Raw genomic sequence first — 13,093 nt, forward strand, 5'->3', positions numbered from 1 at the left:
GTGCGGGGAACCGCTTCCCGGTCGCCCTATGAAACACTTCGTCGAAATGTTCCACAACGGCCGAACGGGTGAGTGGTTGACAGACTGGGCGGTCGCTCAGTGGGCCGGGGAGGCGCGGCACTCACGCGCGTGACAAAACCCCCGGGTCCCGGGTCCCGGGCGCCGGTCGCTCAGCGGCCCGCACTTTCACGTGAAAGTGCGGGCTCAGGGGGTGGCGCTCGGCTCCAGCGCGCCGCGGACGAGCGTGTCCAGCAGGGTCGTGGCCACCGTCAGGTCGACCGTGCGCGCGGCCAGCACGTCCGAATACAGGAACGACTCCCCGAGCCGTACCACCGCGAACGCGAGATCCGGCAGCCCCACCAGCGGTGTCAGCCCGGCCGCTTCGGCGTCCGCGCGGAAGAGCTCCACGTGCTCGTCGACCAGTGCCGGCTGGACCGCGCCGCGCGGATCGGTCAGCACCCGCAGGGCGACCGTCGACTCCGCCTCGATCAGCTTGCGCATGCCGTCGCTGGCGGCGACCTCGCGGCGGTACTCCTCCATCACCCACAGGCAGCGCAACCGGCCCTCCGGCGTGCGGACCGCGTCGCCGTGCGTGGTGCGCCAGCCGTCGAGCGCGCGCTGCCAGGTGCGGTCGGACAGCAGCCGCAGCCCCGCGCCCATGAGGTCGTCGCGGTTGCCGACGCGGCGGAAGAACGTCGTGCGCGAGATCCCCAGTTCGGCGGCCATCCGGCCGAGGTCGAGGCGGGTGCCGGTGACCAGCAGGCGGGCGGCGTGCCGGACGATGTCGTCGGTCGAGACGGTCACCGGGCCAACCCTATCCCGCAGGTCGCGGACAGTTACCTTGAAGTGCGCGGGGCCCGGTCGGTTAGCGTGGACGTCGTGCGCGTAGACATCTGGTCCGATCTGGTCTGTCCCTGGTGCTATCTCGGCAAACGCCGCTTCGAGCAGGCGGTCGCCGAACTCGGGGTCGACGTCGAGGTGGTGCACCACTCGTTCCAGCTCGACCCGTCGTTCCCGCGCGGGACTTCCCGGCCGACGCGCGAGGTGCTGTCCGAGAAGTACGGCCGGACACTGGAAGAAGCCGACGCGATGGAAGCGCAGATGGAAGAGCGCGCGGCCGCCGACGGGCTCGAATACCACCTGGACGGTGTCCACATGGGCAACACCGTCGACGGCCACCGCCTGGTCCACCTCGCCACCGACCGCGGCGTGGCCGACGCCGTCGTCGATCGCTTCTACCGCGCGCACTTCACCGAGCGCCGGTCGCTGTTCGACCGCGATTCACTGGTGGAGCTGGCCGCCGAAGCGGGCCTGGACGCGGCGGAAGCGCGGGCCGTGCTCGAATCCGACGCCTACGAAGCCGAAGTCGCGGCGGACGGCGAGCAGGCCCGCGCCCTCGGCGCGTCCGGCGTCCCGTTCTTCGTGGTCGACCAGCGCTTCGGCGTCGCCGGAGCCCAGTCGCCCGAGGTGTTCGCGCAGGTGCTGACGCGCGCGGCGGAGGTCAGCGGCGCCGCCGCCGGCTGAACCGCGACCGGTCGGTGGCGACGCCGGCCAGGTGCAAGGCGACGCACAGCAATCCGGCGGTGGTCAGCGTGCCGGTCGTGACGACCGGACCGAGCCCGAACCCGGCCAGCTCCATCAACAGGGCGAGCCCGAAGAGCACGGCGGCGAGAATGGCGAGCATGAGACCCTCGTTTCGGTGGGGATGACGCCGAATGGTCCACACCATTACGACGTTCGCGGTACCGGTGGTCCCGGCTTGGCTGGCCGGTAATGCCCCGGCTTCCGCGCGGTGAAACGAGAACTTCCGCGTGGCTGCCGCCCCCATTTTCCACGCTACCGGCCGGCACCGACAATTCCACTGGGGGAGCCGAGCCGGACTCCGCGTCGCGTCAGGACGGGGGAGGCGCGGTGCTGGAGCGCAGGACCAGTTCCGTCGGCACGCTCACCGGTTCCCCCACCTCCGCGCCCGTCTCGATCTCCGCCAGCAGCGCCGCCACCGCGTAGCTGCCCACCGCCTCGAACGACTGGCGGATCGTCGTCAGCGGCGGCCAGAAGTGCGCCGACTCCTCCATGTCGTCGAACCCCACCACGCTCACCTCGCCCGGCACCGCCCGGCCCGCCTCGTGCAGTGCCCGCAGCAATCCCAGCGCCATCTGGTCGTTCGCCGCGAACACCGCCGTCACCGTGGGGTCCGCCGCCAGCGCCACCCCCGCCTCGTACCCCGACGACGGCGACCAGTCACCGGTCAGCACCGGGGGCACGAACGCGCCCGCGAGCTCCAAAGTGGACCGCCACGACTTCCGCCGCCGTTCGGCCGAATAGGACTGCGGGGGCCCCGCGATGTGCCACACCGTCTCGTGCCCCAGCGAAAGCAGGTGCCGGGTCGCCGTCGCGGCGCCGTCCGCCTGGTCCGTGTCGACGACCGGGTAGTCGTAGCGCGCGCTGGAGTCGATCACCACCACCGGGAGCCCGTGCGGGAGCTCGATCGAGCTCTGGTCGAGCTGGTGCTGCTCGATCAGGATGATCACGCCGTCGACCGCCTGCTCGTTGAGCTTGCTGAACGCGCCCGTCACCTCGCCCTGCGTCGGCCGCGTCACCGGCATCAGGATGATCGAAAACCCCTGGGCGACGACCGCCGCCGCGATGGCGTCCAGGGTGCGGCTGTTGCCGAACGTCGGGAGCGCCGAAATGATCACGCCGATGCTGCGGAACTTGCCGTTGCGCAGTGCGCGGGCCGCGCTGTTGGGACGGTAGCCGATCCGGCGCATCGCGGCGAGGACCCGGTCGCGCGTGGCGTCGTCGACGTTCGTCTTGCCGTTCGCGACCCGGGACACCGTCTGGCCGGAGACCCCAGCCTCGCGCGCGACGTCCGCCATCGACGGTCCACGGCGCGGGGAAGCAGTCGGCACGGGTGGCTCCTCGAAGTGTCCTGGACATGTTTACGTCAACACGTTACCCTCCGACCGTCCATGTTGACGTAAACATCTGCACGAACACCGGAGGGACGATGACGTCCACAGCGCCACCGCCGGTCGCGGCACCGGCCCGCCCGGCGCCGCCGGCCCGTCGCCGGCGGCGCAACTGGCGCGGCTGGCTCTTCGTCGCCCCCTTCATGCTGGTGTTCGCGCTGACGTTCATCGCGCCCGTCGTCTACGCCTTCGTCCTCAGCCTCTTCCGGGACCAGGCCTTCTTCGGTGGCACGGTGTTCGTCGGCGCCGACAACTACGCGCAGGTGCTCGCCGACCCGAAGTTCTGGGAGTCCTTCCAGCGGGTGCTGGTGTTCCTCGCCGTGCAGGTGCCGATCATGCTGCTGCTCGCGATGGTCGCGGCGCTCGCGATCGACAGCGCCCGGCTGCACGCCGCCGGGTTCTTCCGGATCGTGATCTTCCTGCCCTACGCCGTGCCCGCCGTGGTCGCCGCGCTGATGTGGGGCTTCATCTACGGTGACCACTTCGGACTCGCCGCGGACCTCAACCACCTGCTCGGCACCGACGCCGTGAAACCGCTGTCCCAGAACTGGCTGCTCACGTCGATCGGCAACGTCGTCACGTGGGAGTTCGTCGGCTACAACATGCTCATCTTCTACTCGGCGCTGAAGGTGATCCCGAAGGAGCTGTTCGAAGCCGCCGCGATCGACGGCGCCGGCGCGTTCCGCACGATCGTCTCCGTCAAGCTCCCCGCGATCCGCGGCGCGATCGTGATCGCGACGATCTTCTCGATCATCGGCAGCTTCCAGCTGTTCAACGAACCCAACATCATGCGCAACCTGGTGCCGAACGTGATCGGCACCTTCTACACACCGAACATGTACGCCTACAACCTCTCCTTCGCCGGCCAGCAGTACAACTACTCCGCCACGGTCGCGATCGTGATGGGCGTGATCACCGCGGTCATCGCCTACGTCGTGCAGCTGCGCGGCACCCGGAAGGGGATGTGACGTGGCCACGCTTTCGGTGACGCGCCCCAAGAAGTCGCGCACGCTCACCGCCGTCATGGCGCTGTACCTGCTCTACACCCTGGTTCCCCTGGTGTGGCTGGTGATCAACGCGACCAAGACGCAGGCGGCCCTGTTCTCGACGTCGGGCCTGTCCTTCGGCGGCCCGTTCGCGCTGTTCGACAACATCGCCCAGACGTTCACCTACAACAACGGGATCTTCTTCCGCTGGCTCGGCAACACCCTGCTCTACGTCGTGGTCGGCGCCGGCGGGGCGACCATCCTCGCCACGGCGGCGGGGTACGGGCTGGCCAAGTACCGCTTCCCGGGCCGCCGCGCGGTGTTCGCCGTCGTGCTCGGTGCGGTGGCCGTGCCCGCCACCGCACTCGCCGTGCCGACGTTCCTGATGTTCAGCAAGCTCGGGCTGACCAACACCCCGCTCGCCATCATCATCCCGTCGCTGATCAGCCCGTTCGGCCTCTACCTGATCTGGGTCTACGCCGCCGACGCCATCCCCGACGAGCTGCTGGAAGCGGCGCGGATCGACGGCGCGGGCGAGTTCCGGATCTTCCTCACCGTGACGCTGCGCCAGCTCGTGCCCGGGATCGTCACCGTCGCGCTGTTCACCGTGGTGCAGACGTGGAACAACTACTTCCTGCCGCTGATCATGCTCAGCGAGCCCAAGTGGTACCCGCTGACCGTCGGGCTGAACCAGTGGAGCGCGCAGGCCAACGGCGCCGGAGCGCAGCCGATCTTCAACCTGGTGCTCACCGGTTCGCTGCTCACCATCATCCCCCTCGTCCTCGCTTTCCTGCTCATGCAACGGTTCTGGCAGTCCGGGCTGAGCGCGGGCAGCGTCAAGCAATAGCCGTCACACCGTCGTGAAGGGACATTCGATGCCACGCATCCGCAGTCGCGCCAAGGCGTTCGCCGCCGTGGCGCTGGCCGCCGCACTGGCGGCCGGTTGCTCGTCCGGGAGCTCGTCCGGGCCCGCCGCCGCCACCGGCACCCAGGACTCGGTCGACGCCGCGCTCAAGGCGGGCGGGGAGATCACCTACTGGAGCTGGACGCCGTCGGCCAAGGACCAGGTCGCCGCGTTCGAGAAGGAATACCCGAACGTCAAGGTCAACTACGTCAACGCCGGGACGAACAAGGACGAGTACACCAAGCTGCAGAACGCGATCAAGGCCGGCTCCGGCGCCCCGGACGTCGCGCAGATCGAGTACTACGCCCTGCCGCAGTTCGCGCTGACCGATTCACTCGCCGACCTGAACCAGTTCGGCTTCGGCTCGTTCGAAAAGGACTACAGCGCCTCGACGTGGGCGCAGGTCAAGAACGGCAACGGGGTCTACGGCCTGCCGCAGGACTCCGGGCCGATGGCACTGTTCTACAACAAGGAAGTCTTCGACAAGAACGCCATCGCCGTGCCGAAGACGTGGGACGAGTACATCGCCGCGGCGAAGAAGCTGCACGCCGCCGACCCCACCAAGTACATCACCTCGGACACCGGTGACCCGGGCTTCGTGCTGAGCATGATCTGGCAGGCGGGCGGGCGCCCCTTCGCCGTCGAAGGCCGGAACGTGAAGGTCAACCTCGCCGACGCGGGCACCAAGAAGTGGACCGCGATGTGGGACCAGCTGATCCAGGGCAAGCAGCTCGCCCCGGTCAAGGAGTGGTCCGACGACTGGTTCCGCGCCCTCGGCGACGGCACCATCTCCTCGCTGGTCACCGGCGCCTGGATGCCGGGCAACTTCATCTCTTCGGTGCCCGGCGGGGCCGGCAAGTGGGCGGTCGCGCCGATGCCGACCTACGACGGTAAGCCGGTGACCTCGGAAAACGGTGGTAGCACGCAGTCGGTGCTCAAGCAGAGCAAGAACCCGGCGCTGGCCGCGGCGTTCGTGCGCTGGCTCAACCACGGCGGCGGTGTCCAGCCGTTCATCAAGAGCGGCGGCTTCCCGTCCACGACGGCGGACCTGGGCGCGCCCGCGTTCGTCGACCAGGCCGTGCCGTACTTCGGCGGCCAGAAGGTCAACGAGGTGCTGACCCAGGCGTCGAAGGACGTCGCACCGGGCTGGACCTACCTGCCGTACCAGACCTACGCCAACAGCGTCTTCAGCGACACCGCGGGCAAGGCCTACCTCAACGGCACCGGGCTCGACGCCGGGTTGGCGGCCTGGCAGCAGGCCATTGTGGACTACGGCAACCAGCAGGGCTTCACGGTCAGCGCGGGATGACCGTCCACATCGAAGGTGACGCGGGCCAGGTCGTCGGCCCGGTCCCGCGTCGCCTCTTCGGCTCGTTCGTCGAGCACATGGGCCGTTCCGTGTACACCGGGTTGTACGAGCCCGGACACTCCACTTCGGACGAACGCGGGTTCCGCGGCGACGTCCTGGAGCTGGTGCGGGAACTCGGGCCGACCGTCGTCCGGTACCCCGGCGGCAACTTCGTCTCCGGCTACCGTTGGGAGGACGGCGTCGGCCCGGACCGGCCCGTCCGGCTCGACCCGGCCTGGCACAGCGTGGAATCCAACCGCTTCGGCCTGCACGAGTTCGTCGCGTGGGCCGAAGCCGCGGGTGCCGAGGTGATGTACGCGGTCAACCTCGGCACCCGCGGCATCCAGGAAGCCGTCGACGTCCTGGAGTACTGCAACCACGCCGGCGGCACGGCGCTGAGCGAGCGGCGGCGCGCGAACGGCGCCGACCACCCGTTCGGCTTCAAGCTGTGGTGCCTGGGCAACGAGATGGACGGCCCGTGGCAGATCGGCCACAAGACGGCCGACGAATACGGGCGCCTGGCCGCCGAAACCGCGCGGGTCATGCGGATGATCGACCCGGCCGTCGAACTGGTCGTCGCGGGCAGCTCGCACGCGGACATGCCGACGTTCGGCGAGTGGGAACGCACGGTGCTGCGCCACACGGCCGGCCTGGTCGACCACATCTCGCTGCACGCCTACTACCAGGAACTGCACGGCGACACCGACAGCTACCTGGCCAGCGGGGCCGCGCTCGACGCCTACATCGGCAAGGTCGCCGGGATCATCGACGAGCTCGGGCTCGGCGGCCGCGTCGGGATCAGCGTCGACGAGTGGAACGTCTGGGACCTGCGCCGCTGGAACGAAGTCGACCAGGCGCGCTTGGCCGAAGGCGGCTGGCGGGAGCACCCGCGAATCATCGAGGACGACTACACCGTCACCGATGCCGTCGTCGTCGGCTCGCTGCTGAGTTCGCTGCTGCGCAACGTCGACCACGTCACCATGGCGAACCAGGCGCAGCTGGTCAACGTCATCGCGCCGATCCGCACCGAGCCCGGCGGCCCGGCCTGGCGGCAGTCGACCTTCCACCCGTTCCGGCAGGTCGCCGCACTGGCCGGCGGGTCGAGCCTGCGCCTGACCGTCGACGGCCCCCGGCTGCGCACCGCGCAGCACGGCGAAGTCGACCTCGTCGACGTCGCCGCGACGGCCGAGGAGTCCGGGCGCGGCGCGGTGTTCCTGACCAACCGCGCCACGGCGTCGCCGACCGAGGTCCGCATCCGGCTCCGCGGCGCCGGGTTCGGCGTGTACGCCGCCGAAACGCTGACCGCGCTGGAGGGCGAAACCCGGCATGCCGTCAACACCGCTGTCTCGCAACCGGTCCGGCCGGTGCCGCTCCCCGGCATCGCCGTGAACTCCGACCCAGGGGGGACCACCATCACCGCGACACTGCCACCGCTGTCCTGGACCGTGCTCCAGCTGAGCCCGGAGGCGGGCCGGCATGCCTGAGTTCGCCGTCGGGGACACCGACTTCCTGCTGGACGGCCGCCCGTTCCGGATCCTTTCCGGTGCCCTGCACTACTTCCGGGTGCACCCGGACCTGTGGGCCGACCGGATCGACAAGGCCGGGCGGATGGGCCTCAACACCATCGAGACGTACGTGCCGTGGAACGCGCACGCGCCCGAGCCCGGCGTCTTCGACCTCACCGGCGGGCTCGACCTGGACCGCTTCCTGCGGCTCGTCGCCGACGCCGGGATGTACGCGATCGTGCGGCCCGGCCCGTACATCTGCGCCGAATGGGACAACGGCGGCCTGCCGGCGTGGCTGTTCCGCGACCCGGACGTGGGGGTGCGGCGCTTCGAACCGCGCTACCTCGCCGCCGTGCGCGAATACCTCACGCGCGTCTACGAAGTCGTGGTCCCGCACCAGGTCGACCGCGGCGGGCCGGTGCTGCTGGTCCAGGTCGAGAACGAGTACGGCGCGTTCGGCGACGACAAGCGCTACCTGAAAGCGCTTGCCGAGCACACGCGCGCGTCGGGGATCACCGTACCGCTGACCACAGTGGACCAGCCGACGCCGGAGATGCTCGAGGCCGGCAGCCTGGACGGGGTGCACCGCACCGCTTCGTTCGGTTCCGGCGCGGTGGAGCGGCTGGCGATCCTGCGGGCGCACCAGCCGTCCGGGCCGTTGATGTGCAGCGAGTTCTGGAACGGCTGGTTCGACAACTGGGGCGCGCACCACCACACGACGTCCGCCGCGGATTCGGCGGCCGAGCTCGACGCGCTGCTCGCGGCCGGCGCGTCGGTCAACCTGTACATGTTCCACGGCGGCACCAACTTCGGGTTCACCAACGGCGCCAACGACAAGGGCGTCTACCAGCCGATCGTGACGTCGTACGACTACGACGCGCCGCTCGACGAAGCCGGTGACCCGACGCCGAAGTACCACGCCTTCCGCGACGTGATCGCCCGCTACCACAAGGTTCCCGACACCGTCCCGCCGCCGGCGCGCCCGGCACCGACCCCGCACGGCGTCCTGCGCGACCCGGTCCGCCTCCTCGACGCCCCGGACCGCTGGGGCACCTGGGAGTTCCACGAAGAGCTGCCCGCGTTCGACGGCCTGACGCCGATGCCGCGGCTGGCGTTGCTGCGCTGCGCCGTCGAGGGGGACCGGCCCGGCGTGCTGACCTTCGGCGAGGTGCGCGACCGCGCGACGGTGTTCTTCGACGGCGACCCGGTGGGCACGCTCTCGCGGGAGCACCACGACCGCGCGATCGCGCTGCCGCGGGCGGCGGGCGAGCTGCTGGTGCTGGTCGAGGACCAGGGCCGCGTCGACTACGGCCCGCGGATCGGCGAGGCCAAGGGGATCGTCGGCGGCGCGGAGCTGCACGGCGAGCCGCTGACCGGCTGGGACGTCCTGCCGCTCGACCTGGCCGAGGTGCCTTCGCTGCGGTCCGCGACCAAGGCCGTGGTTCCGGGCCCGGTGGCGGGGCCGGTCCTGCTGCGCGCCGACATCGATGTCGACGCGCCCGCCGACCTCTTCCTCGACACCGGGGAGTGGGGCAAGGGCCTGGCGTGGTTCAACGGCTTCCCGCTCGGCCGGTACTGGCGGCGCGGGCCGCAGCGGACGTTGTACGTGCCGCGCCCGGTGGTCCGGGCCGGCGGCAACGAACTCGTCGTGCTCGAACTGGGCACGATGCTCGACCCCGGGGCCCGGTTCACGCCGCGGCCGCTGCTGGGCCACACGGAGGCCTGAGAGAAGTCCCCCCCCGCACCGAAGGGCAGTTCGACGATGAACCGCAGGCGTTTGCTCACCGTCCTTTGTGTACCTCTGATCGGCGCCGCGGTGGTCGCGGCACCGGCGGTGGCGGCCACCGCCGTCACGGTCAAGCCCGACCCGACCTACCGGCAGCAGCCGTTCGACGGCTGGGGCGCCAGCCTGGCCTGGATGGCCGAGGCGACCGGCGGCTACCCCGACGCGATCCGCAACCGGCTGGCCGACCTGGTCTTCGGCGCCGACGGGCTGAACCTGAACATCGCCCGGTTCAACGTCGGCGGCGGCAACGCCCCCGACGTCCCGCCGTACCTGCGCGCGGGCGGCGCCGTCCCGGGCTGGTGGAAGGCGCCGGCGGGCACCACGCGCGCGGACAAGGACTGGTGGACCCCCGGCGACCCGGCCGAGTTCGACACCGCCGCGGACCCGAACCAGCGCTGGTGGGTCGACAGGATCAAGCAGCGCGTCACGAAGTGGGAGGCGTTCAGCAACTCGCCGCCGTACTTCCAGACCGTGTCGGGATACGTCTCGGGTGGCTTCACCGCCACCGACGAGCAGCTGCGCCCGGACAAGATCGGCGACTTCACCGCGTACCTGGCGCAGGCGGTGCGCACGCTCGAACGCGCGCACGGCATCAAGTTCACCTCGGTGAACCCGCTGAACGAGCCCAACACGAACTACTGGAAGACCACCCTCGGCGCCGACGGCAACCCGACCGGCGGGCGGCAGGAAGGCGCGCACATCGGCCCGTCGGTCCAGGCGCAGCTGATCCCGGCGATGGCGGCCGCGCTGGCCGGGTCGAAGACGATCGTGTCCGCGCCCGACGAGACCAATCCGGACATCTTCGCCGCGGACTGGTCCGGCTGGTCGGACGCGGCCCGCGCGGCGGCGGGCCGGCTCAACGTGCACACCTACGGCACCGGCAACCGGCCGATCCCGCGGGACCTGGCCAAGGGCGCGTCGAAGCCGCTGTGGATGAGCGAGGTCGGCGGGAGCTGGCTGGACCGGCAGGACTTCACGTCGATGGACCCCGGCCTCGGGATGGCCGAGCAGATCACCGACGACCTGCGCCTGCTGGAGCCGAGCGCGTGGGTGAGCTGGCAGCCGATCGAGGACTACAACAACATGAAGCCCGGCGGGGAGTCCGCGGCCGGGATGAACTGGGGCGAGATCCAGGTCCCCTTCGACTGCCCGGCCTCGGCCACGCCGCAGACGTGCCGGATCCGGACCAACACGAAGTTCGACACGATGCGGAACTTCACCCACTACATCCGGCCGGGTGACCGGCTGACCGGGGTGGACGACCCGGCGTCGACGGCCGCCATGCGCGGCGAGGACCTGGCGACGGTCGTGCACACGAACGCGGGCACGGACGCCCAGGACGTCACCCTCGACCTGTCCGGCTTCCGCGGCATCCGCCCGGGTGCCTCGGTGACGCCGGTCGTCACCGACGTCACGGGTGCGTTGAAGCGGGGCAAGCCGGTGAAGGTGACTTCGGCGCACGCCACGTTGCGGGTGCCCGCGCGCTCGGTGACGAGCTTCCTGGTCGACGGCGTCTCCGCGACGGCGGCCGGCACGGGCCTGGGCTCGGGCAAGCCGTTCGCCTTCACCGGCGTGCAGAGCGGCAAGACGCTGTCGGCGGAGAACGGCACCCTGGTCCAGCGCACGACCGACGCCTCGGCGGCCGCCCAGCGCTGGACGCTGGCCGACCGCACCGGCCGCTACGGCAACCGCGACCGGTTCACGATCACCAACACGGGCACCGGCCAGGTGCTGGCCACGGCCGGCGGCGCGGTGGCACTGGCCCCGGCGGGCACGTGCGACCCGGCCGCGCAGTGGACGCTCTCCACGACCGGCGACGGCACGTGGACGTTCGTCAACGCGGCGACCGGGCAACTGCTGGACGTGCCGGGCGAGTCCCGCGACGACGGCGCCCGGATCGGCCTGTACCGGCCGACCAACGGCCCGAACCAGCGCTGGCAGGCCGTGGCCCGCTGACCGCGGTCCGTCGTCGGCGGCCCACCGGCGCGGCCCTCGCCGGACCGGGGGCCCTGGGCCGGTAGAGTTCACCCGGACCCGTTGAAACGCCAGCGGTGGTCTTGGTTGACGCTGCTGGCGAGCTCATCCCCGTGCTCGCCGCTTGACGCATGGGAGGGGTGGGCCTTGCCGACCACTGGCGACGGCATGGCGGAGCGGGTCGACGAGCTGAACGCCGTACTGGCCGATCTCGTCGGGGTCCTCGAATCGGTGTCCGACACACCCGGGCTGCTCGACGCGGTCTGCGGCGAGGCGGTCCGCGTGGTGCCGGACGCGGACCTGGCCAGCATCATGGTGGTCCGCGACGGCGTGACGCAGACGGCGGCCTTCACCGACGAGCGCGCCCGGCGCATCGACGACGTACAGTACGCGGCGGGCGACGGTCCCGGCCTGGTCGCGGCGCTGACGGGCGAAGTCGTGCGGGTGACCGTCGGCGAGACGGACGAGCAGTGGCCCGAGTTCGTGGCCGCGGCGAAGGAAACCGGCGTCGGCAGCTACCTGGCGGTCCCGCTGCGCGTGGACGACACCCTGGTCGGCGCGGTCACGCTGTTCGGCTTCGGCGCCCACGGCTACCACGAGTTCGACACGAAGGTGCTGCGCCTGTTCACGTTGTGCGTGGAGACGGTCCTGCGCCTGACCCGCCGCTACCGCGAAGCCCGGCGCCTGGCCGACGAGCTGCGCAACGCGATGGAGACGCGCGCGGTGATCGAGCAGGCCAAAGGCATGCTGATGCTGATCCACCGGGTCAGCGAGGACGCCGCGATGCAACGCCTGATCGTGGAGTCCCAGCACACGAACATCAAGCTCCGCGACGTCGCGGCCCGCTTCACGAGGAGGATGAGCTCGGCCGACGGCGGCCCGCCGCGCCACTGAACATCGTCCCGAGACCATCCTGGACCGGCTCCGCACCGAGCCGGTCCAGCGCGTCCCAGACGGTGACGGCGGTGGCGGTCAGCACCGGTTTGCCGAGCCGCGCTTCCAGCTCACCGAGCAGCGGCGTGGTGTGCAGGGCGGTCTCGGGCAGGAGCACGGCTTCGGCGTCGTCGTGCGCGCCGGCTTCGGCCAGTCCGGTGATCCGCGCCGGGCTCCAAGTGGCCAGGTCCCGGTCCGAGCCGGCGCCGGCCGAGACCGCGTGCACCGTCTCGACGCCCGCCTCGGCGAGGAACGCGGAGAACCGGGCGGTCAGCTCCGGGTGGTAGACGGAAGCGAGTGCGACGCGCCCGGCGCCCAGCCGCTCGAGCGCGGCGAGGTAGGCGAGTGAAGTGCTGCTCGCGGGCACCCCGAGGTGCGCGGCGAGCGCGCCGGCCTGGGCGCGGCGCCGTCGAGCCCGCGGGTGAAACTGCAGCTCGAGCAGGCCCAGCTGACGACGTCCGGGGTGGTGGCGAACGCGTCGGCGGCCCGGGTGAGGCGCTCGGGCGCGCCGATCTCGCGCACGGCCGCGGTCTGGCCTGCCGCGTCCGACCGGCCGGCGGCCGGGCCCCACGCCGGATAGGCGAAGCCGACGCCGATGGCCGGGTCGAGCCGCCGGCACAGCTCGGCGAAGTCGTCCTCGCCGCGGTCGCGGGTCGGGTACAGCAGTCCGAGTTCCACGCCCCCG

Annotated in this window: 13 protein-coding genes; 8 read left to right on the forward strand and 5 right to left on the reverse strand. The window is 71.0% G+C overall.

The genetic code is table 11. From position 1 onward, the window contains the following. Positions 1-204 precede the first annotated feature (204 nt). Positions 205-804 (reverse strand): QsdR family transcriptional regulator, encoded by a 600-nt coding sequence (locus tag ACLJQM_RS12990; protein WP_247019644.1) that lies wholly within the window; start codon positions 802-804, stop codon positions 205-207. A gap of 87 nt (positions 805-891) precedes the next feature. Between ACLJQM_RS12990 and ACLJQM_RS12995 the strand changes: the two genes are divergently transcribed. Beyond that, positions 892-1,524, forward strand: coding sequence for a DsbA family oxidoreductase (locus ACLJQM_RS12995; RefSeq protein WP_360774141.1), 633 nt, complete (start codon positions 892-894; stop codon positions 1,522-1,524). On the opposite strand, the gene ACLJQM_RS13000 is transcribed toward ACLJQM_RS12995, so the two are convergent. After that, on the reverse strand, positions 1,502-1,684 hold the full coding sequence (locus ACLJQM_RS13000) for a hypothetical protein (protein WP_160701928.1): 183 nt from the start codon (positions 1,682-1,684) through the stop codon (positions 1,502-1,504). The two genes, ACLJQM_RS12995 and ACLJQM_RS13000, sit on opposite strands and share 23 nt — an antisense overlap. Positions 1,685-1,892: 208 nt before the next feature. Then, the gene (locus tag ACLJQM_RS13005) at positions 1,893-2,879 is read right to left on the reverse strand and encodes a LacI family DNA-binding transcriptional regulator (protein ID WP_360774144.1); all 987 of its coding nucleotides are present in this window, start codon (positions 2,877-2,879) and stop codon (positions 1,893-1,895) included. Positions 2,880-3,010: 131 nt separating this feature from the next. On the opposite strand from ACLJQM_RS13005, the gene ACLJQM_RS13010 reads away from it, so the two are divergent. From ACLJQM_RS13010 to ACLJQM_RS13040, 7 genes are all read left to right on the forward strand, one after another. Beyond that, positions 3,011-3,940: a carbohydrate ABC transporter permease gene (locus tag ACLJQM_RS13010; protein ID WP_410631395.1), complete on the forward strand. Its 930-nt coding sequence runs from the start codon at positions 3,011-3,013 to the stop codon at positions 3,938-3,940. Position 3,941: 1 nt separating this feature from the next. Beyond that, positions 3,942-4,805: a carbohydrate ABC transporter permease gene (locus ACLJQM_RS13015; RefSeq protein WP_360773586.1), complete on the forward strand. Its 864-nt coding sequence runs from the start codon at positions 3,942-3,944 to the stop codon at positions 4,803-4,805. A gap of 28 nt (positions 4,806-4,833) precedes the next feature. Then, entirely contained in the window at positions 4,834-6,171 is a 1,338-nt protein-coding gene (locus ACLJQM_RS13020) for an ABC transporter substrate-binding protein (protein WP_410631396.1), read from the forward strand. After that, positions 6,168-7,694, forward strand: coding sequence for an alpha-N-arabinofuranosidase (locus ACLJQM_RS13025; protein WP_410631397.1), 1,527 nt, complete (start codon positions 6,168-6,170; stop codon positions 7,692-7,694). Before ACLJQM_RS13020 ends, ACLJQM_RS13025 begins: the two co-directional genes overlap by 4 nt. Further along, a complete protein-coding gene (locus ACLJQM_RS13030; RefSeq protein WP_410631398.1) occupies positions 7,687-9,441 on the forward strand; it encodes a glycoside hydrolase family 35 protein in 1,755 nt (584 codons plus the stop codon). The genes ACLJQM_RS13025 and ACLJQM_RS13030 overlap by 8 nt, the downstream gene beginning before the upstream one ends. A 36-nt stretch (positions 9,442-9,477) precedes the next feature. After that, the gene (locus tag ACLJQM_RS13035; protein ID WP_410631399.1) at positions 9,478-11,457 is read left to right on the forward strand and encodes a glycoside hydrolase; all 1,980 of its coding nucleotides are present in this window, start codon (positions 9,478-9,480) and stop codon (positions 11,455-11,457) included. Between the two features lie 186 nt (positions 11,458-11,643). After that, entirely contained in the window at positions 11,644-12,369 is a 726-nt protein-coding gene (locus tag ACLJQM_RS13040; protein WP_410631806.1) for an ANTAR domain-containing response regulator, read from the forward strand. Here the strand turns inward: ACLJQM_RS13040 and ACLJQM_RS13045 are convergent. Both ACLJQM_RS13045 and ACLJQM_RS13050 read right to left on the reverse strand, forming a co-directional pair. Continuing rightward, entirely contained in the window at positions 12,323-12,775 is a 453-nt protein-coding gene (locus ACLJQM_RS13045) for a hypothetical protein (RefSeq protein WP_410631400.1), read from the reverse strand. The genes ACLJQM_RS13040 and ACLJQM_RS13045 overlap by 47 nt on opposite strands. Next, positions 12,679-13,086, reverse strand: coding sequence for a hypothetical protein (locus ACLJQM_RS13050; RefSeq protein WP_410631401.1), 408 nt, complete (start codon positions 13,084-13,086; stop codon positions 12,679-12,681). Before ACLJQM_RS13050 ends, ACLJQM_RS13045 begins: the two co-directional genes overlap by 97 nt. Positions 13,087-13,093 lie beyond the last annotated feature (7 nt).

The sequence above is a fragment of the Amycolatopsis sp. cmx-4-83 genome (assembly GCF_046548815.1).
GTDB lineage: Bacteria > Actinomycetota > Actinomycetes > Mycobacteriales > Pseudonocardiaceae > Amycolatopsis > Amycolatopsis pretoriensis_A.

Bases quoted from the DNA above. Each gene is read 5' to 3' on its own strand.
- ACLJQM_RS13020 (WP_410631396.1), top strand. From the start codon at position 4,834: ATGCCACGCATCCGCAGTCGCGCCAAGGCGTTCGCCGCCGTGGCGCTG.
- ACLJQM_RS13035 (WP_410631399.1), top strand. From the start codon at position 9,478: ATGAACCGCAGGCGTTTGCTCACCGTCCTTTGTGTACCTCTGATCGGC.
- ACLJQM_RS13005 (WP_360774144.1), bottom strand. From the start codon at position 2,879: ATGGCGGACGTCGCGCGCGAGGCTGGGGTCTCCGGCCAGACGGTGTCC.
- ACLJQM_RS13010 (WP_410631395.1), top strand. From the start codon at position 3,011: ATGACGTCCACAGCGCCACCGCCGGTCGCGGCACCGGCCCGCCCGGCG.
- ACLJQM_RS13040 (WP_410631806.1), top strand. From the start codon at position 11,644: ATGGCGGAGCGGGTCGACGAGCTGAACGCCGTACTGGCCGATCTCGTC.
- ACLJQM_RS13025 (WP_410631397.1), top strand. From the start codon at position 6,168: ATGACCGTCCACATCGAAGGTGACGCGGGCCAGGTCGTCGGCCCGGTC.
- ACLJQM_RS13000 (WP_160701928.1), bottom strand. From the start codon at position 1,684: ATGCTCGCCATTCTCGCCGCCGTGCTCTTCGGGCTCGCCCTGTTGATG.
- ACLJQM_RS13030 (WP_410631398.1), top strand. From the start codon at position 7,687: ATGCCTGAGTTCGCCGTCGGGGACACCGACTTCCTGCTGGACGGCCGC.